Here is a 24,996-nt window from a genome sequence, read left to right on the forward strand (position 1 = left end):
CTTAAAGGCTGTAGGCTTCTAGGGTCGAGGGATGGAACAGTTCTTCGATCTCCACTCGGCGCGGCGACAGTCCCTGACTCGCGTGGTAATCCAAAAACTTGTTCAGGACATGGGCGTTGCCGCCGACGCCATAGCTCCAGGGGTCGTCACCCATTAGCGCATGCACGCGGTTGAGATTATCCTCGACGAAGGGCATCGTTACTTTCGTTGCAGAGGTATCCGACAGGGCCTCTTCTGCTAGCAGCTTCGATTGCGTGAACGCCTTGAGCAGGGCGGCGGGTAAGAACGGGTATTCCTCTGCGAGGCTGCGGCGCACCCCAAGAACATGCATGATCGGAAAGATCCGGGTCTTTTCGAAATAGGCTTCGGCCGTAGCGATGCTGTCTGCAAAAAGCCGACCTACGTGCGGATGCCGCTCGGCGAAACAACGCGGCCAACGCGGGCCGACGAAGCCGTCGATCTCACCGGCTTCGAGCATGCCATTCAACGTGCTGCCGACCGGCGCCTCTTCCATGCGGATATCGCCGGGTAACTGAACCTTGATCTTTTCGGGCCGGCCCGGCGTATCCATACCGCCGCGCACCCAGATGATGTCGGAGGGTTTGACACCGTATTCCTCTTCGAGAATGCCGCGCACCCAGACATTGGCGGACAGCTGATATTCGGCGATACCAATGCGCTTGCCCTTCAGATCCTGAGGCGTTTCGATTCCTTTGTCGGTTCGAATGTAGACAGAAGTGTGACGGAACGCCCGGCTCAGAAAGACCGGGATCGCGACATAGTGCGGATTTCCGCGGGCGACCGAGATCGAATAGGAGGACAACGAAATTTCGCTGATATCGAACGCTTCGTGGCGGAACGCCCGGAAGAACATTTCCTCTGGGGACAGGAGCATGGGCACGGGATCGACACCGTCTATCTGCACTCTTCCATCCACGATGGCACGCGTTCGGTCATAATTTCCCATGGCAAGGGATAGTTTGAGATTGCTCATCCTGTTTGTTCCTCCTCATTTGTTTTGCATTGTTGCCGCAGGTCGACAGGTTGGCCGGTCGAGGCGGACTGCAGGATCGCATGGCAAACCTCCAGGCTTGCCAGACCCCACGCGCCCGTCTGGACGGGGGCCTTGTTCTGGCGGACAGCGGCTACCAGTGCATCGTTCACGGTTCTACGTGGCGCGGGCCCGAATGTCGCTTCGATGAAGCCACGCTCGGTGTCACCAAATACTTCAACTCCGTCCGGAGTCAGCTTTAGGTCGGCACGGTCGCAAAGCGCGATGACTGGGCCAAAATGCTCGTTGTGCTTTGCGTCGACCGTCTTACCGCTGCCGAATGTGCGCGTCGTCTTGAGGCGCGCCTCGTCATCGGGATCGAGGGCCATCAGCGCCCGCCTTGCATCGCCATAGGCGCCGGCGAGTTTTCGCTGCCCCAGCTCTCCGACGTCGTTCATCCAAATGTCGCTATCGAAATGGGCATAGCCCGAATAGGTGAGATTGGCGACGCATCCACCCTCAAAGTTCATCAGCGCCGTAAAGGCGCCTTCTGTTGGACGCTTTGGATCCCATGCCCCCGTCATGGCATAAATCTTCTCTCCCATGCCGCCCGCAAGCCGTCGGACCACGTCGATCTGGTGGATGGCCTGGCTGAACAGCACCCCTCCTCCTTCTTCGGTGCGCAGCTCCTCCGGGCGTCGGGGACGATACAGGAAGTCGGTGTAGTTAAGGGCCTGGATCATTCTCAGCTGGCCGAACTTGCCGCTCGCGATCAACTGCGCGGCCAGCTCGACCGGCGGATCGAAACTGTGGCTGGGCCCAACGATCAGGTGAACCCCCGCCTCGTTCGCGGCGGCGACCATGGTCTCGGCGTCTTCCATCGAGATCGCGAGCGGCTTTTCCACGAGAATGTGCTTTCCAGCGCGCGCCGCGGCCAGAACGTGATCTACATGCATTTGGTGCGGGGTGGCGATGTAGATCGCTTCCACAGATGGATCGGCGCATAGATCCTCGACAGTCGGATAGGCGACACCGCCGTATTGCTCTTCGAATGCGGCCCGGCTTTCCGCCCTCGGCGCGGCCGCGGCCGTGAGCTTGACGCGTGCGTCGGCATCAAAGGTGGGGACCATCAGCATGAAAGCCCGCCCCAACCCCGCAACTCCGAGGCGGACGGGATCAGAGGTCAAGAACCAGCCTCCCCGATAGCGCGCGGGATACACAAATCATTATATGGTCGCTTTTTTCCTCTTCCATAAGCACCATGTCGCGATGGTCAGCTTTCCCCTCGAGGAGGCGGGTCTTGCAGGTGCCGCATGTGCCACTTTCACAGGAGCTGGACGTTGCGAATCCGGCGTCACGCAATGCCTCCAAGATCGAACGATCTTCGGGCACCGTGACGGTTTCGCCACTTTTTTTCAGCTCCACTTCGAAAGAGACATCGTCTTGGCGCACCACATCGACGGGCTTGAAATCCTCGAAGTGAACTCGCCCCTCCGGCCAGTGCCCGGAAACGGCCTTGATTTCATCCATCAGCGGTTTCGGACCACAACAGAAGACGTGAGTGGCACGGGGCGTGACGAGATCGTCCCAGAAATCGTAGACTGCATCCGGAGCGCCGCCGTCATGGTGCACAATGATCCGGCCATCGAAATCTCTCATCAGTTCATCCAGATAGGCCGATTCCTCCGGACTGCGGCTGACGTAGATGATTCTGAGCATCTTGCCCTTCTTGTCGAGATACCGTGCCATCGACAGAATCGGCGTGATCCCGATACCGCCGGCGATGAGCAGGTACTTCTGAACATCGGTTAGCGGGAAATCGTTTTCCGGGAATTCGACTGTCAACTCGGACCCGACGGTCGCCTGTTCGTGCATCGACGCGGAGCCCCCACGCGAATTCGGTTCTTTTTTGATCGCGACAACAAATTCCTTTGGGTCGCTGCCATCGTTGATCAGCGAATAGCGACGCATCGCTCCGGACGGAGTTTCCAAGGTGATGTGAGCACCAGGATCGAAACTAGGGAGCACATCGCCCCCAACCGGCACCAGGGTGAATTCGGCGATGCTCGGGGTCAAGTCACGCCGTTTCTCGACGCGCATCTTGATATTCTCCATGAGGTCCTCCCATTTGGTCGTGATTGTGAAATTGTTTAGATAGCTAAGTTATGTGTGTCAACAGACCATGTGCTGCGCAGTCATCCTCAACCTTGGGCGAGCCATCGAGAACGTGCAGGTGCTACTAGTGGAGGAACCTGTTATGGCCGTCGCGTTTCGACGTTGACACCTGAGACAGCGGACACGGATCTTGCGCCCACAAAGGTCATGGTCCTCGTCATCTCCTCTTCAAGGATCGAAAGCGCCCGTGACGCGCCCGCCTCGCCTTGCGCCGCCAAGCCATAGAGCGGCGCGCGACCCAGCAGAACGCCCTTCGCGCCCAGGGTGAGCGCTTTCACGATGTCACTGCCGCGACGAATGCCGCCGTCCAGCAGAACCGGGAACTTCCGATCAAGAGCCGCGATGATATTTGCGAGTACGTCGATGGTGGCAGGAGCGCCATCAAGCTGACGGCCACCATGGTTCGAGACGACGATTCCATCCACACCGGCGCGTTGCGCGTCAATCGCATCTTCTGGGCACATGATACCCTTGATCAGCAGCGGGCCTTTCCATTTCTCCCGAATGCGGCGAACATGTTCCCATGAAAACTCCGGGTTCCGCTGAGATCGGGTAAACTCGGCCAGTTCTCTGTCGCTCGCGCTGTTTCCGACAAAGTCCAAGAGGTTCTCAAGTCTGGGACGGTGCGGCCCGAGCCATACGGAGGTCAGCCAAGCAGGATGCAGAAGCCCATCGAGAACAGTCCGGGGGCCAATGCGGATTTCGTGGGCGAAGCCGTGCCGCAGATCACGTTCGCGCTTGCCGCCCACGAGTGAATCGACAGTCAGTACCAGAGCCGAGTAACCGGCCGCCTGCGCCCGGTCGATCAGCGCATCAGCGAATGCGCCCTTCCCCCAAGGATAAAGCTGGAACCAGAGGGGACCCTTGCTCCTCCGCGCGATCTCTTCCAGCGTCGTGTTCGAGGCGGTCGAAACCGTGAAACCGACCCCAGCCCGTTCGGCCGCAGCGGCGAGGTGCAGATCTCCCTGGGGCCAGTAGAGCCCATTCAGCCCTGTCGGCCCTATGAAAAACGGCTTCGAGTATGTTTCCCCGAACAGCTCCAAGGTGAGATCGACGCTCCCCCCTTTGAGGATTCGCGGCGTGAGAACGATATTCGTGAAGGAACTGCGATTGCGCCGCAGCGTCACCTCCGATTCCGCGCCCCCATCCAAATAATCGAACACCACCCGTGGCAGGCGACGCCGTGCCTGCGCTCGCAAGTCTTCGATATTGATTGCTGTCGTCATAACGCCTGTCGCCCGTCGAGCAGAAACCGTCGAGGGAAGCTATGAAAGTCCGACGGCACCACGAAAAAAGAGCCGCCCAAAACCCCTTGAGGCTTTGGACGGTTCAGGGAGGAAACATGTGCGCAAGTTATTCGGCCGCTTCCGTCTTGCTCGACGTGTCTACCAGTGTTCGCCAATCGACGTCCTTAGGATACACGCCCTCGTGAGAGGCGATTACCCTTTGCGGAATCTTCGAGTCGGTGCCGATTGCCTGGCCACCTTCGGCGACTTTCTTTGCCGCATCGGCCATGAGCCGGCGGAACTCGACAATCGCTAGGTCGGAGGCCCCAAGAATGTCCGTGTGACGCTGCACGCGGCTACCCATCGAAACCCACATCACAATATCTTCGTTCGGAATGCCGTCCACGCCGGTAAAGTGGCCCTCTTTCATCCTTTCGCGGTCCTGCTTGAAGTCGTTCTCCAACGTCCGGAGAGAGCGCCATTTATGGTCCACGTCCTCACCCGGTACGGCATGGGCAAACTTGCGCCACTCTTTGGTGGAGGGAACGTTCGGTCCGTCGAAGGCTATGAAGTGAAACGCTGTCTCATCGTCATTGATCGGCACGATGACGCTGGCGACCCGGTAGTTGTTGTTCGGCGGAATCAGCGAATAATAGGGCGCGATAAATTCGGTGATCCGGAGATAGTTATGCGTCTGAGCGTTTTTGATCGGCTTACGGATCGCCGCGTAATGGAAACCGTAGCTCGTGGTTTCAGTCTGCATACGCGGAGATTTGTCTGTCGACGGGCGGTACCATGATTTGTCGTCCGCCGCGGCGCCCTCGACCCGTGCCGGAACCATATTCGAGGAATGGAGCGATGATGAATGCGCGCTATCGATCTGGCCCTCGTGAATCTGCGCCCAGTTGGCGGGCACGCGAATCTTCAGGATCGAAACTGGGGTGTCTTCGGTTGGCGCAAAGGCCGGCGGCTGGAACTCGGGCATATCATCTTTCTCGCCGAGCCAAGCCCAGACGAAGCCGCCCCACTCCCGCACGGGGTAGGAACGATGTTTGACCTTGTCCATCAATGGACTGCCTTCCGGCTCTGAAGACATTGCGACGACATTGCCTTCAACATCCATCTTCCAGCCGTGATAGAGGCAGCGCAGCCCACATTCCTCGTTACGGCCATAGACCAGAGAGGCCTTTCTGTGCGGGCAAAGCTCATCCAGCATTCCCAGACGACCCTTGGTATCCCGGAACGCGACATAGCTTTCGCCGAGAACTTCGACTCGAAGCGGTTTGCCGTCCGACTCTTCAACCTCTTCGATCAGGCATACAGGCGTCCAATGCTGACGCATAAGTCGCGCCATCGGGGCATCCCCCGTTACGCGTGTAAGCAGTTCATTCTCTTCGGGTGTAAGCATCTGGGCTCCTCCAATGGCATCCGACTCTTTCAGTGGATGAGTGGTTTTCGACCTCTCAATTATTCTTAGCTCTCTAAGTTTTATCTGTCAACGTAGCCTGCCACTTTTTTTGCCCGCGTTGTAGGTATCGACCTAACTTGTTGTCCGAAATAGCGGGTTCTGAACTAGATCAAGCTGACGAGATCGCAAAACCGAGATACTTTCGCGCAATTGTGGTCCGGAACCTCCCCGACAGCGGCTTGCCGGGCCCGTCACTGAGGTGTCATGGCGGCCAGCCTGTGCATGAGTCCCGGCAAGCGCACCATCTCGCTTCACCGTGTGAGCCATGGACGCAATCTCTTGCCCAGAAACGGCGCAACGTAGACACCGTTCACCCCGGTGAGCACCAGCGCAACAAGGAACAAAGACACCGGACCTGGAAGGTTTTGCGTGAGCGGTTGCAGCGCGTAGTAGATAAGGATCAGCAGGGGATAGACACCCAACATGCTGGCGACCCAGGCCTTCCAGTAGCGCGGCGCGGCTGGCGGTTTCGGGTCCGTATCGTTGGCCGACACCTGGTGTCCTTCCGCCACCAAAGCAAAGCTCAGTCTCTCTTCGAGGTCACGGGCCAATGCGGCTATTTCGTCTCGGAGCGACTCGGATATTTCTTCCCCACGCAGGGTAAGCAAAAAGGTGAACTCCTCAGAGCTAGTCTGGTTCTGCACCGACACTGGCCTGTCAGGTCGGCAGCAATCTAGGTGATCGGGAACGAAATCGTTGATCGCCTTCGCGACGACCGCGGCCTGTACAAGGGGCGCTCTGATTGAAACCGACAGCTCGGAGATCGCGTCGGCGCCAATACTAAGCTGTTTTGGCCCAAGTTCTTCCGGCCCCCGTGTTTCATTCATTTTCTGAACCTCGACATACTTTGCGCCGGTTGCGAAATGATCAGTTCCCACCTACGGAAGTGGCCGCCTGTGTTCGGTGTCATAGGCCGACCGGCCCGGACCAACCTTAAAAATTGGCCCAGACCAAATGCCGCCTCTGGGTTGAATCCCTCGATGACCAGACTGCACTTCAATAGGGGCAACCTGCTGAGGCGCCACAGCTAGGCACTGTCGACGTGGGCGCTTTCTGTCGTGAAAGCGATCTGCCGGATTAGCATTGCGACAATCACCAAAATACAGATCGCGGATACCGCCAAATATGGGCTTACGGCGCCAATCGCAGCGATGGGAAGTACGCCCCTTTCGATTGCAGTGAGTTGCGTCTTGACCAAGCCTTCCAGAGAGGCTGCGACCGCGAGGGCTCCGGCAAACGCACCCACGACGGCCAAGGTGTTTGCCAGGGGGCCAAGTTCTAGGAGGATACCCGGGTTCCACACGAAGGCGAAGGGCAGCAGGAAGCCGACGACGGCTAGCCGGACTGCAGAGAACGCGATCTTGAAGGGGTCTTCGTCGGCAATCGCTGAGGCCGCGATTGCAGCCACAGCAATCGGTGGCGTCAGTGCCGAGAGAATCGCGTAGTAGAGCAGAAACATCTGGCTCGGCAACGTCGGGAAACCGAGCTTTGCCAGCGCCGGTCCGACCAGCACGGCTGCCAGGATATACGCACTGGGCGTTGGCATCCCGAGACCGAGAACAATCGTGACGACCGCGGCGATAACGAGTGTCAGCAGTGGTTGCATGTTGCTGACAGTCAAAATGACGTTCGCGGATTTCATTCCAAGGCCGGTCATCGACAAGCCGCCAATCACAAGACCGGCCGCGGCACAAGCGCCGGCGACTGGCAGAATCTGGAGCGTAGTCGCCCCCAGCCCTTCCACCAACTGCCACAGTGACAGCCGTGTGTCTTTCAGCATCATCGCGGACAGGATGGTTACCAGAACTCCGACACCGGCTGTGAAGGTCGGGGAATACCCCAGAATGAGGGCGACGATGATGCCGATGATCGGCAGCAGGAAAACCCATCCGGTCCTGAATGTTTCCTTTGCTGAAGGTATTTCGTCTGCAGAGGGTCGAAGGTTGTGCTTGACTGACCGGAAGTGAACCTGAGCGAAGACACCCGTGTAGTATAGAAGCGCCGGCACCAGAGCGGCGAGCACGATGGCGTTGTAGGAAATGCCGGAATACTCGGCCATGATGAAGGCTGCTGACCCCATGATCGGAGGCATCGCGCTTCCGCCAGACGACGCCGCGACTTCCACCGCCCCCGCGAACCGTGCCCGATAGCCGAGTCGCTTCATGACAGGGATCGTGATCGACCCCGTTGCAACAACATCGGATGTTGGGCTCCCGGACATCGTGCCGTACAGGCCCGACGAAATGATCGCGATTTTGGCGGGGCCGCCGCGCGCATTGCCGGTCACAAGCGCTGCAAGGTTGAAAAAGAAGTCCCCTCCCCCGGCCTTGGCCAGGAATGTTCCAAACATCACGAACAGGAAAACATAGCTGGCAACGACCTGAAGCGGCACGCCAAAAAGTCCATCGGTGGTGAAAACCAGAATATCCAAGAGATAGCTGAACTCGCTGACGCGATGCCCGAATGGCGGCGGCAGAAGAGAGCCAAACAGATTATAAATCAGGAAGAGGGCGACAACGCCGGTCAGGCCTAGGCCGGTGGTCCGGCGGGTCGCTTCGATGGTCAGAAACAACAAGGCTGAGCCAAAGAAAAACTGATCGGTTGTGAATTCGTCGAGTAGACTGATCCGGTCCGCAATCGCTCCCGAGGTCACGTAGAAATACACCCCTGTGGCCAGGCTCAGCGCAGAGAGAACCCAATCATAGATCGGAATGCTGTCCGGCGCGCGCGAGGTCGCGCCGATCGCGAGGAAGAGAATCGTGAAAATGCCCGATACGAACAGAATGCCCTGAATGAGCGGATCGGAGATGATGAAGAGGTTCGAGTGGATTACCCAAACCGCGAATGCCGCCGCCAGAACCATGACGATGGTTCTCATCGGCGAGCCTAAATTTCTACGACGACCGGTTTCTGTAAGCGAAGGAAAATTCATGTAGACCCCGTATAAGGCAGAGAAGAGAAAGAACCGCGATGTATGGGCCGCGCGATGACATGACGTGACATCTCACGTAGCCACCGCGGGGCATTGCTCTGTGCAGTCCATGAGTGGGCCGGCGCGTGTCGTTGCAGCGCGCGCCGGCCGGATCGCGGGATCGACCTTACTTGAGCAGACCCAGTTCCTTGTAGGCACGCTCCGCACCAGGATGGAACGGCAGCGTGGTCTGCGACGTCAGAAGTTCCGGTGTGAGCGCCTGCATCGCCTTATGCACGCCGCGGATCTCGTCGATATTGGACGCGATGCTCTTTGCGAGCATGTAGCCAGTTTCTTCCGGCAGTACATCGGAAGTGATTACCATCGCACCCAGTGCGAGCGTGACGACATCTTCGGTCTGGTTCTTGTAGCTGTCGGCTGGAATTGTGAACGTGCCGGTTCCGAAACGCTCGTTGGTCGCAGCGATGATGTTTTCGGGAACGCTGAGCAACACGACGTCATTGCCCTCGTCAACTTTACGGAACGACGAATGTCCGATGAAAATGCCGTTGATCACCATATCGGTGCGGCCGTCTGCAATCAGATCTGCTTGCTGTGACGAACCACCGCGGACAAGCACGCCGCCATTGGACTCGATCGTGGCTTCGTCGTAGCCCGCCTCTTCGAGCATGAAGGTCGTGATGTTGGCGACGATGTTCCCGGCATTGTTGTTCGCAACACGGATCGCCGCGCCGGACGTCGCGAGGTCGTCAATGCTGTCGATGCCATATTCTTCGGCAAGAGACTTCTTGATGAAGAAGTGCATCGGCGCCCAGTTGTACATGTAGCCGATGGCTTGAAGGTTCTCGATCGGCGCGTCAAACGGTTCGTCCCCTGCGAGGGCCAGCTTGATCTCGGCATCATGTGCCATCCCCAGGTCGGTCCGTTCACGGCCCAGAAGGCCGATGTTCGCAAAGCCACCCCCGGTGGCCTGATAGGTCACCACGCCGCTCGGGTCATCCGCCTTGACGGCACGGTCAATACCAGCGCCCAGAAGCGACCAAAGCCCCGAGGGATTGCCGCCTGAAAGGGTCACATTAACGCTTTCTGCGGAAGCAGCGCTCGCAAGAACCGCAAGGCCGATCGATGCGGCAACGGCTTTGATTGGAAATTTCATGTCTTCCTCCCTGTTTTCAGTAGACATCTAATATTAGATATCTATCTTTAATGCCAATAGTCTATCCACTCGCACCCGTCAACCCTGATTGAAGTCGAGATTATTGTTCAGCGAAAGCCACTCAGGTCATAGTTCCTGACGCGGAACACGCCGAAGCCGTGTGTCCGGCGTAGGTGCTTTGTCGTGACGCACTATCAACCCGTGGAGCCCCGGAGCAGCAGGCCTCAAACCCCCGCCCCCATAGGCTCTCTATGTCCGCCACCGCCATTGAATGGCCCGCGCCGGACCCTCGGCACGCATGGCTCGCGATTCAGTTTTCTGTGTTGCCCTTGGTCGGGGGAACACGGACCCCTCTGGCGGCCGCATCCTGTTCGTCATTTTCGAGGTTCCGGATCATCACGGCAAGTGCGTGTCGCAAGTCTTCCTGAGCTTTCTTGGACAGTCCCGCCATCGCTGCATCGTTCACTTCGAGCGCCAGAGGTTCGAGAACGTCGCGCAGCTCCAAGCCCTTCCGCGTCAGAAACGCGTGCTGGCGCCGTTTGTTGCCCTCGACGTTGCGTCGCTCTATGAAACCCAATTCTTCCATTTTGATGAGCGCGGTGTGGGCGGTGGGTTCGGTGAGATGCGCCCGGTCGCTCAGTTCGCGTTGCGACAACCCGTCTTCCTGCCAGAGGATGCGCAGGAAAATCCACTGACCGAACGTAACATTTTCCGTTTGCAGGCGAAGTTGAAGAGCCCGGTTGAAACCGCGGGCCGCCAATCGCACCAGTCGGGCCAAGCGCTCGTCGGGGCGGACAGGCACATGGCTTGATTGCTTTTCTTTCATCGCATCGCTCACGGCCTGTCTCCACACATGGTTTTTATCCAAACAGCGCGCCCGCCCGGACTTGATAGCTAGGAACTCCAGAGTTCTGCCGCACGCCTTTGGCGGCGGCACAACCCTAGCGTGGCGCGCGCAACATAGGTGCCGAGCCTTGGTGCAAAGTCAAGACATGGAAGACGGGGTGCCTATCGTTGGGCCCGAGTATGGACTTTCTTCCGGGGTGGTTTTGCCCCTGTGTCGGGATTGTGCGCCGGTTGCTTTCCAGAACGCGACCATCATGCGCCGACACCTGCCTTGCACCACTGTGCCGCACAGCGCCGGGCAACCGTTGTGTAACGCCTCCGGCAAACCCGGCGCGGTTCACGGCCATTCAATAGGTGCAAGGAACATAGGCTCTGCAGTTCAGCTGTGCACACCGTTCGCGCGGAGGGGCTGGTCAGTTCAGATCGTTCAACTTTTGTCGCCAGCGTTCCACCACATCGGGGTTCCTGACATATGTCGGCAGATCACCTTTCATGATGCGTGTTGCGTTTTCGACGAGGACGTCGGGCATGACCGTGTAGAGATCAATGGTGTGGCCCAGGATATGCGGGGTGAGGATCACCCGGTCGAGGCCGCGCAGCGGGTGGTCGGCGGGCAGCGGTTCGGTTTCCGTCACGTCCAGCCCCGCACCAGCCAGGTGCCCTGCGGTCATCACCCGCACCAGCGCATCCTCGTCAATGAGACCCCCGCGCGAGGTGTTGATCAGAACCGCATCCGGCTTCATCATGCGCAGTTCAGCCTCGCCAATCATGCCCCGTGTCTGCGCGTTCAACGGCACATGCAGGCTCACCACATCACACGTGGTCAGCAGCGCGTCGCGCTCCACCAACCGTACGCCCGTAGGCGCGGTATCCGGTGTCAGGAACGGATCGTGCACCAGGATCTGTGCCGGCTCGAACGCCAGCAGTCGCTCGATCACCCCGGCCCCGATCCGGCCAGACCCGATCAGGCCGATCGTCCGGCCCCGCACCATCCGCGCATACATCTGCTGCGGCCGGCCCGCATTTTCGCGTAGCAGGCGTTCGGATTCATGCAGCCGGTACAGCAGCACCAGCATCAGCATCACTGTCGCCTCTGACATCGCCAGAAAGTTCTCGGGCGTTGCACCATTGGCCACGATCAGACCACGCGCGGCACAGGCCTCCAGATCGACCGCATCCACCCCGATCGTCGGAAAGACCAGCGCCCGCAGCCGTGGCGAGGCATCCAGATCCGCCTCGCTCAGCCGCGACCGCGAGCTGGCCACGATGATATCAACGTCCGACAGCAGCGCCTGCCGTTGCTCTCCCGTCAGCCGCAGCGGAACACCCGGGGTGATCTGGGGGCCGCGAACGACCTCCCAGCCTTCGGCCCGCAGCCGATCCGTTGCGGTGTCCAACACCTCTTCCAGCACAGGATCCTGCGCAATATAGATCTTCGGGGTCATCATCAGTCGCTCCGCGTCAGGCCAGCGACCATGTTGGGGTTATACCCCGGCTGGACACGTGCATCGATCACTACGCTCTTGCCCGCGCGCACCATCTCGACGCCCTGTTTGATCGCCTCGACCAGCTCGCCCGCGGTAAAGACCGGGCCGATCCCTTCGCAGCCCTGCGCCCGCGCAACTCCGGCAATGTCGATATCCGGATCACCGATACGCTGGCCGATCCACTTGTTCTCGACCGGGCGGTTGCGGGCCACGGCCACGCGTTCCTGGTGCACCTCGTCATTGTAGAACGAGCGATTGTTCGACACCACCGCCAGGAACGGAGTGCCATAATGCGCCGCCGTCCAAAATGCCGAGGCCGCCATCATGAAGTCGCCGTCCCCAAGAACCGCAACAGGCAGCCGGTCGCTGTCTTTCAGCGCCAGCGCCGCCCCGATCAGCATCCCAGGACCCGAGCCGATCCCCGCGCCGCCATCCGAACCCAGGAAGTCCAGCGGATGACGGAAGTGCCACGCCTCGCCCGCCCAACCCAACGGCAAACGCACAAAGCTGGCACAGACACCTTCCAAACCTTCGCCAAGCGCCCCGGCCAGCGTCATGATATCAAGCTCAACATCTGCATCGGGGGCGTTCAGCGCGGGTTTGACCGGCAAATCACCGGGCATCTCGCCCGCCCCTACACCCAGGGCATCGGCAATCGCATGCATCGCAACATCCGGGCCACAGGCCAGGTGCAGATCCAGCGCAGGCAGCGCCTGATGCTCCATCCCCCAGCCATTGTGCAGCTGATAATCCAGCGACGCCTGGATCACCTGCGCCGTCACTTCGCCCGCCAGTTTCAGCGTACCCGCGACATCCAGCCAGTCCAGGCTCAGGATCACATCGGCCTCGCGCAGCACCGCGCCCGCCGCGTCGTCGATGAAGAAGGCTGGTTTACCCCGATGCTGCGGGTGATCCGTCGGGAAAGACGCCCCGATCCGGATATCCGTCAGAACCTTCGCCCCCAGCCCCTCGACAAAGGCCACACGCCGCGCCCAATCCGCCGGATCGCGCGACACCCGCCCCGCCAGCACCACAGGCGCCTTGGCGTTCTTCAGCAGGTCCGCCGCACGTGCCACGCCTTCGGCCGAAGGAGCCGCAGGCAAAGGCGGCTGGTAACGCGCAAAATCCGGCAGCGCCGGGGCCTGCGCGTGCTGCTTTTCCTGGATCGACACATCAAAGTTCACATAGGTCGGCCCTTTCGGCTCGCTCCGCGCAATCACATCCGCCCGCAACATCGATTCCAGCGCCGCCTCCATCGAGCCAGGCTGATCGTCCCATTTCACATAATTCCGGATCATCGACGCCTGGTCACGGCAGGTATGCAGCCAGTCAATCCAAGGACGCCGCAGCGCCGCATCAACCGGCCCCGTCGCACCATAGATCAGCACAGGAACCCGATCACACCATGCGTTGAAGATCGCCATCGTCCCGTGCATCAGACCCACATTGCTGTGCAGGATCACCGCCAATGGCTCCCCCGTCACTTTCGCATAGCCATGCGCAATCGCAACCGCATGCTCTTCGTGCAGACACAACAGCATCTGCGGATCTTCATTACCAAGGTGGTTCACAAGGCTGTCGTGCAAACCTCGAAAGCTCGACCCAGGGTTCAGCGCAACATACTTCACCCCCAAACCTCGCAACATATCCGCAAATACATCGCTACCCCAAACTCCCAAACTATCCGACGATACTGGGCGCTCAACCGGCAATGGAATTCCTTCACTCATATCTTCAGACCTCTCTTTACGATGTGTTGGTGCGGCAACCCCATTTGGAAAGGCGCACCAAATAAGATTTCGTTGTCCGCCGAAAGGACGGGAATTGTTCAGCACTGACAGTCTGGAGTGGTTCAGAGGATCAGAAATCCAAACCGAAATCGACGGTTCCCGCCGAATGGGTCAAAGCACCGGAGGAAATATAATCCACATTTACCGATGCGATTTCGCGCAAACGGCCAAGGGTCACATTCCCGCTGGCTTCTGTCTTCGCCCGCCCGTCAATGCGCTTTACGGCTTCGGCCATGTCTTCGGTCGACATATTGTCAAACATGATGACATCTGCGCCCCCGGTCTGAAGCACCTCGTCCAACTGATGCAAACCGTCGATCTCGATCTCAACCACGACCATGTGACCCACATTTCGCTGAACGGCTTCCAGCACCTGTTTGATGCCACCAGCCGCTGCGATATGGTTGTCCTTGATCAGGATTGCATCGGACAGGGAAAACCGGTGATTGTGGCCGCCGCCATGCAAAATCGCGAGTTTCTCGACAAGCTTCAGCCCCGGTGTGGTTTTGCGCGTACAGGTGATACGTGTCTTGGTACCCGCAAGTTCCTGCACATAGGACGCTGTCAAAGTTGCCGTCCCGGACAACCGCCCGGCAAAGTTCAGGGCAACACGCTCTGCGGCAAGGATCGACGCCGCCGATCCCTCTATACGCATCAAGGTATCGCCCGTTTTGCAGGCCGTACCATCCGCGACAACAGTCTCGACAATAAGATCGGGATCAATCAGCCGAAACGCCAGAGAGGCCACCTGCATCCCAGAAACAACCGCGTCCTGCCGTGCACGCATTTGCGCCTTGTAGCGCGTGCCTTCAGGCAGAACGGAACGGGTTGTCACGTCGCCTGCTGCACCCAGGTCCTCCACAATGGCGTTCCGAACCATAGGTTCGAGGATGATATCGGGGACGTTCGCAACATTGCTCATTATTTTTCAGATCCTTGTCGGTTTGCAGAAGGGGCAGGAAGGGATGGTCTCATCCCGGCCAAAGCAATCAATAAAGAAAAAGCTTTTGGATCCCAGACCCCGTTCGCACATTACCTACGCACCGGGTCACTGACCCGACAGATTGATATGCACATTCTTTTCATGGGTGAAGGAAATCAGCTCGCCAATACCTTCTTCGCGCCCGATACCCGATTGTTTGACCCCGCCGAACGGGGCACCAAGGAAATGCCGGCCAACTTCGTTAACCCAAACAAACCCGGCCTCGACGCGTGCAGCCGTACGATGAGCCGTCACCAAGTCCCGAGTCCAAATTGCGCAGGTCAGCCCAAGCTCAAGTGCATTGACCTCGTTCAGCATGGAATCTTCGTCCGACCATTTGCGAACCGCAAGAACTGGCCCGAAAATCTCTTCACGGGCGATACGCATCTGCGGCGTTACATCCGCAAAAATCGTCGGCGCGATGAAGCTTCCCTGTGCCAGCGCACCTTCGGTCACCGCATGGCCGCCGGTTACGGCACGCGCGCCTTCGCTCATGGCGGATTCGATGAAGTCCATGATCCGATCGAACTGTGTCCGGCTGACGATCGCCCCCATCGTGGTCTCCGGCTCTGTCGGAATGCCTGGCTTGTACCGTTCGACAGCCGCTTTGAGATGCGAGATGACCGCATCGTGGATGTCTACATGCAAGAAAGCGCGGCTCGTCGATCCGCAAGATTGCCCGCACCAGCCGAAATTCATGCCGCCGACGATCGCATCGGCGATCATCTTCGGATCGCTGTCCGGATAGGCGATCAGCGCGTTCTTGCCGCCGAGTTCGAGCAGCACTGGTTTGACGGTGTCGCTCGCGCTGCGCATCACCGCCCGGCCCGCGGGTACGGAGCCGATGAGTGTGACCTTGGCGACGTCGGGATGTTCGGCCAGCCCAGCTCCTGCCTCGACGCCGCCCGGCAGAACATTGAACGTGCCTTTAGGCAGCAGGCCATCGATGAGCTCCGCCAGCCGCAGCGAAGACAACGGAGCCTGAACCGGCGGCTTGATGATGACGGCATTGCCTGCGGCCAGAGGCGCTGCCATCTTTCCGCCGCAGAACATGAACGGGTGATTAAAGGCAAGAATCCGTGCAACCACGCCCATCGGCTGGCGTAGGGTCATGTTGATGCGCTCTGGTCCCATAGGGATCGTATCGCCCTTCATTTCGGTCACAAGACCGGCGAAAAACTCCATCTGCGCTGCCGCAATCGCGGCGTCGCCGCGCATTTCAGTATAGGGGTTGCCACAGTTTGCAGCGTCCATCATCGCCAGTTCATCGCCATGCTTTCGCAAGAGATTTGCGATTTCCTTCAGGATACGTGCGCGTTCCAGCGGCACAACATCCCGCCATACCTCGAACCCTTCTTTCGCTGCCGCAACCGCCGCATCGACATCGGCGCGACTTGCCGTCGCAACCGACCCGATCCGCTCGCCGGTTCCTGGGTTGAAAGTGTCTTCGTACTTTCCCTCTAGTGGCGGCACCCATGCGCCGCCGTAGTAGAGATGGGCTGGTTCTTGAAGAGAGAGCTTCGCGTCTAGTTTCAGATTTTCCATCTAAGGTATCCTCCCGGCTTGAGGTCCTAATAACTTAGACTTCTAAATAATGTCAATCAGAGAACCCGCCCGAGGGCCGATTGGACGCCAAGCAAGTGCGGCAAGTATGTTTCAATCGTCTGCTTCGGTGTCCAGCCGGCAGACGACAAACCGATATTGAGAGCAGCGACGGTCAAACCCTTGCGATCATTCAGCGGAACAGCGATTGACCGTAAGCCCGTTTCCACTTCCTGGTCCACAAACGCATATCCGTCCTCTCTCGCAGCATCGATCCGGCACAAGGTCAGAACTGGGTCGAGTATTGAGAACTTGGTCCGCGGGGTAAGGTCCGAGCGTCTGACAAGCAGGTCAGCCTCTTCGCGAGGCAGCGCAGCCAACAGAACCCTTCCCATCGAGGTGCAATGGGCGGGGAGTCGTGACCCAGGCATGAGCCCGATGGACATCACACGTTTCTGCGCCGCGCGCGCGATATACACGATCTCGGTCTCATCGAGCAGTGCCACGGAACAGCTTTGACCAATTTGCTCGGAGAGTTGGTCAAGCCAAGGTTGGACAATCTGCGAGAGCGGTAGGGAAGCAAGTGCGGCCACTCCGAGCCGTAGGATGCGCGGGGTAAGAGTAAAAAACTTACCGTCATAGTCGGCGTAACCTTCGCGGTGGAGCGTCAACAGTACGCGTCGCGTAGCAGCGCGATCCAAGCCACTGGCGACGGCAGCTTCGGATATCGAAAGACGCGGGGATGTGGGTCCGAAGGCTTCGATCACTTTCAGCCCCTTGGCGAGCGATGCGATGTAGTCGGTGGGATTGTTCAACATGCGAACGCTGATATACACATGTTGAAAAAAGATCAATATATGAACATTTTACTCGCTACGGCGGTAATCTAGGGATATTTCGAAGGGTATCTAAGGAGGATCCTGATGAACAAAACATCGCCCAGCCTCGCTGACGCGGTTGCGGATATCCCCGATGGCGTACAGGTTATGATCGGTGGCTTTGGAGGCTCCGGAGCCCCGATCGAACTGATCCACGCTTTAATCGACCGCTTTCGTGCCACCGGCAGCCCCAAGAATCTTACCGTGATAAACAATAACGCGGGAAACGGCGCGATCGGAATCGCCGCGATGATCAAAGCGGGGATGGTCAGGAAGATGATCTGCTCTTTCCCGCGCAGCTCCAACGCCGAGGCATTCAACGAAAAATACCTGGCAGGCGAAATCGAGCTCGAGTTGATCCCGCAGGGTACATTGGCCGAACGCATTCGCGCGCGCGGAGCAGGCATTCCCGCTTTTTATACGCCAACTTCTTTTGGTACCGAGCTTGCCGAAGGCAAGCCGACAGAGACGTTCGACGGCAAGATGTACGTGCAAGAGTTGTGGTTGAAGGCCGACTTCGCCCTGATCAAAGGCCATGATGGTGACGAGACCGGCAACCTTACCTATCGTTTGGCTGGCCGGAACTTCAATCCGTTGATGGCGATGGCTGCCGATCGCACGATTGCGCAGGTCTCCAACCTCCGCGCACCCGGCTCCATCGATCCTGAGGCGGTAGTTACCCCCGGAATCTTCGTCGACAAGATTGTCGAGGTTCCCGCGCCTCAACAAGAAGAAGTACTCGTGCGTAGGGGGGTGGTCTACTGATGTCCGGTTTCAATTTAATGGAAGACAAACTGACGAACGCGCAGATCGCGTGGCGTGCCGCTCAGGATATCGAAGATGGTTCCTATGTGAACCTCGGTATCGGATTTCCCGAGATGATCGCCAAGTTCCAGCCCGATGGCCGCGATGTAACCTATCATACCGAGAACGGCGTGCTGGGATTCGGAAAAGCCCCTGCGGAGGGACAGGAAGACTGGGATCTTATTAATGCGGGCAAAAAGGCGATTACATTGAAGCCCGGTGCATCCTTTTTCCATCATGCCGACAGCTTTTCGATGGTGCGCGGTGGCCACCTCGATCTGGCCGTTCTTGGCGCGTATCAGGTCGCCCAGAACGGCGATCTGGCGAACTGGCGCGTAGGCACCAAAGGCGTGCCGGCCGTGGGTGGAGCAATGGACCTTGTGCATGGGGCCAAGCGTGTGGCGGTTGTAACTGACCATGTAACCAAGGATGGCGGCCCGAAACTGGTCGAGGCCTGTACTTTCCCGCTGACAGGCGTCGGGTGCGTGACCCGCGTCTACACCTCTCTGGCCGTGATTGACATCGAAGATAGCAAATTCGTGCTTCGTGAAAAACTGCCGGGCATCACTTTGGACGCCTTGCAGGCGGTGACTGGCGCGACGTTGCACATTGTTGGCGAAGTTGCCGAACTCAATGTTCCCGAGGGAATCTCATGACTGACGTATACATATGCGACTACATCCGCACACCAATCGGCCGCTTTGGCGGTGCGCTTTCCTCCGTCCGCGCTGACGACCTTGCCGCGATTCCGCTTCGGGCCATTGCCGCGCGCAATCCGGGCCTCGACCTTGCCGCGATCGACGAGGTGATCTTCGGCTGCGCCAATCAGGCTGGCGAAGACAACCGCAACGTCGCCCGCATGGCGCTGCTTCTCGCAGGCTATCCCGAGACGGTGCCGGGTACGACGATGAACCGACTTTGCGGCTCGGGTATGGATGCGGTCATCACTGCAGCTCGGGCGATCAAATCCGGCGAGGCCGAGCTGCTTGTCGCCGGAGGGGTAGAGAGCATGTCGCGCGCGCCATTCGTGATGCCCAAGGCCACCTCCGCCTTCTCGCGGGCCAATGAGGTCCACGACACCACTATCGGCTGGCGTTTCGTTAACAAGCTGATGAAGGAACAATATGGCGTCGACAGCATGCCCGAGACGGCAGAGAATGTGGCCGAAGATTTTGGCATCTCGCGCCCCGATCAGGATGCCTTCGCCTTGCGCTCGCAGCAGAAAGCGGCCAAAGCCCAAGTCAATGGCCGTTTGGCCCAGGAGATCGTGCCGGTTACGATCCCGCAGCGCAAAGGTGATCCTCTGGTCATCGACACCGACGAGCATCCGCGTTCCACGACTACATACGAAGGCCTGAAAAAACTTCGGCCCTTCGTGAAAGCCGATGGCACTGTGACAGCGGGCAACGCCTCTGGCGTGAATGACGGGTCTGCCGCTTTGATCCTTTCGACGAAAGAAGCTGCCGAAAAGCATGGGCTTAAGCCGATCGCCAGAGTGCTCGGCGGGGCAACCGCCGGCGTGGCGCCGCGCATCATGGGCTTCGGCCCGGCTCCGGCCTCGAGAAAGCTTCTGGCGCGTCTTGGCCTGCGCCAAGAGGAGTTCGCAGTGATTGAGCTTAACGAAGCTTTCGCCTCGCAGGGCCTCGCCACGTTGCGTAATCTTGGGATTGCTGATGATGACGTGCGTGTGAACCCCAATGGCGGGGCAATCGCGTTGGGTCATCCGCTGGGCATGTCGGGTGCGCGGATTACTGGCACCGCGATGCTTGACCTCAAGCCTGGTGAGAAATCGCTATCCACCATGTGTATCGGTGTAGGACAGGGTATTGCTATTGCGCTAGAAGCCGTCTGACTGGCTCAACGACGGGCGCAATCCTCTTCAACCCGCCGGTGCAGAAGCCGCGCCAGCAGATCGGCATGGCTGTCTTCGTCGAACGTGAACTTGCGTGTCAGACCAACCGCCCCGGCCATGTAATCCGACTTTAGATCGAGCGCAGCAAGGCTGCCGCGCGCAATTTCCCGCGCCACGACGCCGCGCGAGATGAACCAGAGCATCTCAGAACCTTCGAGAAGCGTTTGCGCCGCCGGCAGGGCCACCGTCTCGAACACCGGTGTGAGATCGGATAACCCCATCGCGGCAAGGTATTGATCCACGCTCTGACGAATGATCGCACCGGGGTTGGGCAGGATGAGGGGATAGCGTAGCAGAGCGTCGGTCACCGGCAGATCCAGCGCTGGATGTCCGGCGCGCGCCACCAGCAAGATCGGCTCGTCATAGAGATACTCGAAAGACAGGCCTGCCATGTCGGCTGCCCGTGGCATGCGCCCGACCATAAGGTCAATCTTGCCGCCGCGCAGTCGTTCGAGCAGGTAGTGGTTCGGCCCAGTGATTATACCGATCCGCGCATCCGGGCGCGCCTGCGAGAATGCAAGAGCGACCGAGGGGAAGAACCCACCGGCCACGGTCGGCAGCAACCCAACCTTCACCAGCCCCGCCGCCACCTGCCCCGACAGGTCGCGCACCCCTGCCTCGAGGCTTTGCAGCGCGGCGCGGGCATGAGCACGAAAATTCTCACCTGCCGGGGTTAAGACGGCCCGCCGCCCTGTACGCTCGAAGAGATGCGCGCCAAGCAGCCCCTCCAGTTCCGAGATCGTTTTTGACAATGCCGGCTGCGACACGTTCCGTTGCCGCGCCGCAGCAGAGATTGTTCCGGCTTGAGCAACGGTCAGGAAAGCTTCGAGATGGCGCAGTTTCAGACCATTAGGTATATCCATTTGGTTATAGCTTTTGGCCAAGATCATATTTTTGTAAAGGGAAAAGTTATGCCAAATTATCGGCAGGAGGATACCATGCAGGCATTGAAACGCGATTGGGGCACCACGCATCTGCGCGCCACTGACGGCGAAGGTGTCGCGCTTGTCTTCATCAATTCGCTCGGCACAGACCTGCGGATGTGGGACGATGTCGTCGCGCTTCTACCCGCGGGCTGGTCGAACTTGCGCATGGACAAGCGCGGTCACGGGCTGAGCAGTACCGCGCCGCGGGGATATGGCATTCCAGAGCTGGCCGAGGACGTGCTGGCCGCGATGGACCATATCGGTCTCGCTCAGGCGGTGATCGTCGGTTGCTCCATCGGCGGCCTGATCGCGCAGCACATCGCGCTCATGGCGCCGGATAGGGTGATCGGCTTGGTGCTTTCGAATACCGCCCCAATGCTGGGAAATGCGGATAGCTGGCTGAGTCGGATCGAGGGTGTACGCACTAATGGCATGGCGGCAATGGCAGACGGCATCCTACAGCGGTGGTTCGGCCCCGATATGCTTGCGACTCTTGAAACCGATCTGTGGCGGGCGCTGCTCACCCGGACAGATACGGAAGGCTATATAGCCACTTGCGCGGCGATCGCCGACACCGACATCACCGACCGCCTTCGCGAAATCACCCAGCCCGCGCTGGTGATCGGCGGCTATCACGATCAGGCGACGCCGCCGGACGTGGTCGAAAAGCTCGCCGCCGCCCTGCCCCGCTCCGATTTAGTCATGTTCGACCGCTCCGGCCATCTTCCTGCGGTAGAGCAGCCAAAGGTATTTGCCCACACCCTGATGAATTTCGTGGAAAGGATCATCCCATGACAGAGACGTTCGACAAAGGCATGCAAGTGCGCCGCGAGGTGCTGGGCGAGGCCCATGTGGACCGGGCAGAGGCAGGCAAGACCGAATTCGACTTGCCGTTTCAGTCGTTGATCACCGAAAGCGCATGGGGAACTGTTTGGGCGTCGGAGCGGATCACCCGACGCGAACGCTCGATGTTGACCCTCGCACTGCTGGCCGCGACAGGAAATTTCGAGGAAATTCCAATGCATATCCGGGCTACCGCCAATACCGGTGCCTCGAAAGCGGATGTCGCCGAGGCGCTGCAACACGTCGCGATCTATGCTGGCGTGCCGAAAGCCAACCACGCGCTAAAGCTGGCCAAGCAGACTTATGCGGAAATGGAGGAAAGTATCTAATGACTGACCATGGACCACTGATTCCGCGCAACCGCGCGATCCACCCCGAGCCCTATGATCCTGGCTACAAAACGAGCGTCGCGCGCTCGCCCTTCCTGCCGTTGCTTTCGATGGAGAGCACTCCCTCGGAAGAGACTGGTCCGAGATTCGGCCACACGAAGCTCGGCGCGCTCGACAACAACCTGATCTTGAACTGGACAAAGGGTGCTGCTCCCGCCGTGGGCGAACGCATCCTGGTGCATGGCCGCTTGCTGGACGAGATGAACCGCCCGATACCGAACGCGCTAATAGAGATCTGGCAGGCTAATGCGGGTGGGCGCTACCGGCACAAGAAAGACACCTATTTCGCACCGCTCGACCCAAATTTCGGCGGCTGCGGTCGGACCATCACGGATGAAAACGGATACTACGAATTCTTGACCATTCGTCCAGGGGCTTACCCCTGGCCTAACCGTGCCAATGACTGGCGTCCGATGCACATCCACTTTTCGATATTTGGCCACAGCTTCGGCCAAAGGTTAATCTCGCAGATGTATTTCGAGGGCGATCCGCTCATCAATCACTGCCCGATCGCCGCGACCATCAAGGATCGCAGCCAGCTCGACCGGCTGGTCGCGCCGCTCGATTTCTCGAAATCGCGCCCACTCGATTTTCTCGCCTATAAATTTGACATTGTTTTGCGGGGTCGCCGTCAGACCATGTTTGAAAACAAGCTGGAGGGCATGTGAAATGGTTCAGAAACTTGAAACACTGATCGAAAGCGCCTCGCAAACGGCGGGTCCTTATGTCCATATCGGCCTGATGCCTACCTATGCGGGAAACGCAGGATACTATGACGAAGAGATTGGCACCACGCCTTTTCTGGATGAAAGCAAGGCCAAGGGTGAGATCGTTGAGATCGTTGGCTCCGTATTTGACGGCACCGGCTGGGCGATGCGAGATGCGTTGATCGAGAGCTGGCAATGCGATGCTGGGGGCGTGTTTCCGGGCGATAAAAGCGCCGATCCGGCCTTTACAGGCCATTGCCGCTTTGCGGCCGACGCGGAAAGCGGCGAGTTTACCTTGCGCACAGTCAAACCTGGCTCTTACCAGGGGCGCGGTGGAGTCGAGAGCGCGCCTCATATTTCCCTTTGGGTCGTCGCACGTGGGATTAACGTAGGTCTCAATACCCGGATCTATTTCGAAGACGAGGACAACGCCAATGACCCGTTGCTGATCCGAATCGAACAGCGACCACGGGTGAATACCCTGATCGCCAAGAAAACCGGCGACGGCAAGTACCGCTTCGACATTCGACTACAGGGCGAGGGCGAGACGGTTTTCCTCGACATCTGACCAGATCGGGAAAAGCGGCATCATATAGATTGGTCATCCCGCGCTTTCGGCGCACCATAAGGAGCTCGCTATGAGCGCTTCAGTGTTTGAGAGTCCGTGGCTATCCGGTCTGTTCGGCGATGACGCTATGGCAGCGATCCTCTCTCCGGAACGGCATCTTCAGCACATGCTCGCCTTCGAGGCGGCATGGTCGCGGGCCTGTGGCCGGGCAGGACTGATTGACGCAACTCTGGCCGAGACAGCTGCACAAGCAATCGAAGTTGCCAAACCCGATCTAACCGATCTTACCAAAGGTACGGCGCAGGATGGTCTGCCGGTGCCGAGTCTGGTCAAACAGCTTAAGGCTATCGCACCTGAAGAAGCCGTCCACATGGGCGCTACTTCTCAGGATGTGGTCGACACCACGACAGTCCTGGTTCTGCGAGAGGCTTCATTGCTCATCACCAACAGATTGATTGAATTGGAGAAATTCCTCAAGGAGCTAGAAGAGCGGTTCGGGGATGAACCGTTAATGGGGCGCACAAGAATGCAGGCCGCCACGGTGATCAAGGTACGTGATCGGGTTCTACCCTGGCGCCTGCCTTTGGCCGAGCATCGGGTGCGGCTGGATCAAATCCGTCCCCGTATCGAGCGGGTACAGATTGGCGGGGCCTCCGGCGACCGCAAGGCTCTCCGAAATAAGGCGGATGAAGTTGTCGCCGATGTCGCCAACCAGCTCGATCTTGCGCCGACTAAAAAGGCCTGGCACACGATGCGTGACGGGATTGTGGAATATGCGTCTCTGCTTTCAATGATTTCTGGCACTCTAGGCAAGATTGGGCAGGACATCGCCCTCATGGCGCAGCAAGGCATCGGTGTGATCGCGATTTCAGGAGGTGGTACCTCGTCCGCCATGCCTCACAAGAACAACCCGATTGCTGCCGAGCTCTTGGTGACGTTGGCACGGTTCAATTCGGTACAGGTCTCGGCTATGCATCATGCCTTGATCCATGAACAGGAACGGTCGGGTGCAGCCTGGGCTTTGGAGTGGATGGTCCTCCCCCAAATGCTGATGGCAACCGCGAGGGGGTTGGGTGCATGCTGCTCGCTCAGTCAATCAATAACAAGAATTGGTGAAGCGGATACAAAAATTTAACAACTATCTTGTTTGATGGCCGTGTTCCTTCGCAGGTCACAAACTTTGTTTGTTCCGATGGAGATTTGCAGCCGGGTATACGTCGTCCGGTCCATGCGAAGCTGGTTGCCGTCGGTCGTGTCTCGGAGTTGGTGGAAATTTGAAGGCGGCGTAATCTCCGGGTGAACATCCACCCACCCAACCGGCGGCAGCAACCGCCAGGGAGATCACGCCATGACCAAGAATACCTATACTTCCAG

23 protein-coding genes are annotated in these 24,996 nt (G+C 58.8%); 8 read left to right on the forward strand and 15 right to left on the reverse strand.

Going from position 1 to position 24,996, the window contains the following annotated elements; genetic code table 11:
* Nucleotide 1 precedes the first annotated feature (1 nt).
* The 14 genes from AAFO90_RS16695 to AAFO90_RS16760 all read right to left on the reverse strand — a co-directional run bounded on the left by AAFO90_RS16695 (nt 2) and on the right by AAFO90_RS16760 (nt 17,413).
* Nucleotides 2-994 carry an ABC transporter substrate-binding protein gene (locus AAFO90_RS16695; RefSeq protein WP_176556057.1) on the reverse strand — a complete coding sequence of 331 codons (993 nt, stop codon included), beginning with the start codon at nt 992-994 and terminating at the stop codon, nt 2-4.
* Nucleotides 991-2,211 (reverse strand): Gfo/Idh/MocA family oxidoreductase, encoded by a 1,221-nt coding sequence (locus AAFO90_RS16700; protein ID WP_255301772.1) that lies wholly within the window; start codon nt 2,209-2,211, stop codon nt 991-993. Before AAFO90_RS16700 ends, AAFO90_RS16695 begins: the two co-directional genes overlap by 4 nt.
* Nucleotides 2,168-3,106 carry a PDR/VanB family oxidoreductase gene (locus tag AAFO90_RS16705; protein WP_096705145.1) on the reverse strand — a complete coding sequence of 313 codons (939 nt, stop codon included), beginning with the start codon at nt 3,104-3,106 and terminating at the stop codon, nt 2,168-2,170. Before AAFO90_RS16705 ends, AAFO90_RS16700 begins: the two co-directional genes overlap by 44 nt.
* Before the next feature lie 140 nt (nt 3,107-3,246).
* On the reverse strand, nt 3,247-4,392 hold the full coding sequence (locus AAFO90_RS16710) for an alpha-hydroxy acid oxidase (protein ID WP_099249687.1): 1,146 nt from the start codon (nt 4,390-4,392) through the stop codon (nt 3,247-3,249).
* A gap of 127 nt (nt 4,393-4,519) precedes the next feature.
* Complete coding sequence (locus AAFO90_RS16715) at nt 4,520-5,800, reverse strand: Rieske 2Fe-2S domain-containing protein (RefSeq protein WP_040104545.1); 1,281 nt, start codon at nt 5,798-5,800, stop codon at nt 4,520-4,522.
* 311 nt (nt 5,801-6,111) lie between these two features.
* The gene (locus tag AAFO90_RS16720) at nt 6,112-6,687 is read right to left on the reverse strand and encodes a hypothetical protein (RefSeq protein WP_274836299.1); all 576 of its coding nucleotides are present in this window, start codon (nt 6,685-6,687) and stop codon (nt 6,112-6,114) included.
* Nucleotides 6,688-6,887: 200 nt separating this feature from the next.
* A complete protein-coding gene (locus AAFO90_RS16725; protein WP_076626056.1) occupies nt 6,888-8,738 on the reverse strand; it encodes a TRAP transporter fused permease subunit in 1,851 nt (616 codons plus the stop codon).
* 220 nt (nt 8,739-8,958) lie between these two features.
* The gene (locus AAFO90_RS16730) at nt 8,959-9,948 is read right to left on the reverse strand and encodes a TAXI family TRAP transporter solute-binding subunit (protein WP_076626055.1); all 990 of its coding nucleotides are present in this window, start codon (nt 9,946-9,948) and stop codon (nt 8,959-8,961) included.
* A 310-nt stretch (nt 9,949-10,258) separates the two neighbouring features.
* Nucleotides 10,259-10,786 carry a MarR family transcriptional regulator gene (locus AAFO90_RS16735; protein WP_244462834.1) on the reverse strand — a complete coding sequence of 176 codons (528 nt, stop codon included), beginning with the start codon at nt 10,784-10,786 and terminating at the stop codon, nt 10,259-10,261.
* A gap of 421 nt (nt 10,787-11,207) precedes the next feature.
* Entirely contained in the window at nt 11,208-12,242 is a 1,035-nt protein-coding gene (locus AAFO90_RS16740; RefSeq protein WP_099249693.1) for a 2-hydroxyacid dehydrogenase, read from the reverse strand.
* The gene (locus AAFO90_RS16745) at nt 12,242-14,011 is read right to left on the reverse strand and encodes a thiamine pyrophosphate-binding protein (RefSeq protein WP_099249695.1); all 1,770 of its coding nucleotides are present in this window, start codon (nt 14,009-14,011) and stop codon (nt 12,242-12,244) included. Before AAFO90_RS16745 ends, AAFO90_RS16740 begins: the two co-directional genes overlap by 1 nt.
* Before the next feature lie 130 nt (nt 14,012-14,141).
* Nucleotides 14,142-14,993 carry a carboxylating nicotinate-nucleotide diphosphorylase gene (gene nadC / locus AAFO90_RS16750; RefSeq protein ID WP_099249697.1) on the reverse strand — a complete coding sequence of 284 codons (852 nt, stop codon included), beginning with the start codon at nt 14,991-14,993 and terminating at the stop codon, nt 14,142-14,144.
* A gap of 126 nt (nt 14,994-15,119) precedes the next feature.
* Entirely contained in the window at nt 15,120-16,598 is a 1,479-nt protein-coding gene (locus tag AAFO90_RS16755; protein ID WP_099249700.1) for an aldehyde dehydrogenase family protein, read from the reverse strand.
* Nucleotides 16,599-16,654: 56 nt separating this feature from the next.
* A complete protein-coding gene (locus AAFO90_RS16760) occupies nt 16,655-17,413 on the reverse strand; it encodes an IclR family transcriptional regulator C-terminal domain-containing protein (RefSeq protein ID WP_179949502.1) in 759 nt (252 codons plus the stop codon).
* A gap of 105 nt (nt 17,414-17,518) precedes the next feature.
* Here AAFO90_RS16760 and AAFO90_RS16765 point away from each other — a divergent pair, with 105 nt between their 5' ends.
* From AAFO90_RS16765 to pcaF, 3 genes are read left to right on the forward strand one after another with little or no spacing between them, the layout of a single operon-like run.
* On the forward strand, nt 17,519-18,238 hold the full coding sequence (locus AAFO90_RS16765) for a 3-oxoacid CoA-transferase subunit A (protein WP_076626054.1): 720 nt from the start codon (nt 17,519-17,521) through the stop codon (nt 18,236-18,238).
* On the forward strand, nt 18,238-18,933 hold the full coding sequence (locus AAFO90_RS16770; protein ID WP_007803189.1) for a 3-oxoacid CoA-transferase subunit B: 696 nt from the start codon (nt 18,238-18,240) through the stop codon (nt 18,931-18,933). The genes AAFO90_RS16765 and AAFO90_RS16770 overlap by 1 nt, the downstream gene beginning before the upstream one ends.
* Nucleotides 18,930-20,129, forward strand: a complete 1,200-nt coding sequence (gene pcaF, locus AAFO90_RS16775) for a 3-oxoadipyl-CoA thiolase (protein ID WP_076626053.1) — start codon at nt 18,930-18,932, stop codon at nt 20,127-20,129. The genes AAFO90_RS16770 and pcaF overlap by 4 nt, the downstream gene beginning before the upstream one ends.
* 5 nt (nt 20,130-20,134) lie before the next feature.
* Here the strand turns inward: pcaF and AAFO90_RS16780 are convergent, their stop codons facing one another.
* Nucleotides 20,135-21,052, reverse strand: a complete 918-nt coding sequence (locus tag AAFO90_RS16780) for a LysR substrate-binding domain-containing protein (RefSeq protein ID WP_158524502.1) — start codon at nt 21,050-21,052, stop codon at nt 20,135-20,137.
* 75 nt (nt 21,053-21,127) lie between these two features.
* Between AAFO90_RS16780 and pcaD the strand changes: the two genes are divergently transcribed.
* From pcaD to AAFO90_RS16805, 5 genes are all read left to right on the forward strand, one after another.
* On the forward strand, nt 21,128-21,910 hold the full coding sequence (gene pcaD, locus AAFO90_RS16785) for a 3-oxoadipate enol-lactonase (RefSeq protein WP_347510082.1): 783 nt from the start codon (nt 21,128-21,130) through the stop codon (nt 21,908-21,910).
* Entirely contained in the window at nt 21,907-22,287 is a 381-nt protein-coding gene (gene pcaC / locus AAFO90_RS16790) for a 4-carboxymuconolactone decarboxylase (RefSeq protein ID WP_076626051.1), read from the forward strand. Before pcaD ends, pcaC begins: the two co-directional genes overlap by 4 nt.
* Complete coding sequence (pcaH, locus tag AAFO90_RS16795; RefSeq protein ID WP_076626050.1) at nt 22,287-23,015, forward strand: protocatechuate 3,4-dioxygenase subunit beta; 729 nt, start codon at nt 22,287-22,289, stop codon at nt 23,013-23,015. Before pcaC ends, pcaH begins: the two co-directional genes overlap by 1 nt.
* Before the next feature lies 1 nt (nt 23,016).
* Nucleotides 23,017-23,622 carry a protocatechuate 3,4-dioxygenase subunit alpha gene (gene pcaG / locus AAFO90_RS16800; RefSeq protein WP_076626049.1) on the forward strand — a complete coding sequence of 202 codons (606 nt, stop codon included), beginning with the start codon at nt 23,017-23,019 and terminating at the stop codon, nt 23,620-23,622.
* 70 nt (nt 23,623-23,692) lie between these two features.
* Nucleotides 23,693-24,757 carry a 3-carboxy-cis,cis-muconate cycloisomerase gene (locus tag AAFO90_RS16805; RefSeq protein ID WP_076626048.1) on the forward strand — a complete coding sequence of 355 codons (1,065 nt, stop codon included), beginning with the start codon at nt 23,693-23,695 and terminating at the stop codon, nt 24,755-24,757.
* Nucleotides 24,758-24,996: the final 239 nt, after the last annotated feature.

The organism is Phaeobacter sp. CAU 1743, from assembly GCF_039839315.1.
GTDB lineage: Bacteria > Pseudomonadota > Alphaproteobacteria > Rhodobacterales > Rhodobacteraceae > Phycobacter > Phycobacter gallaeciensis_A.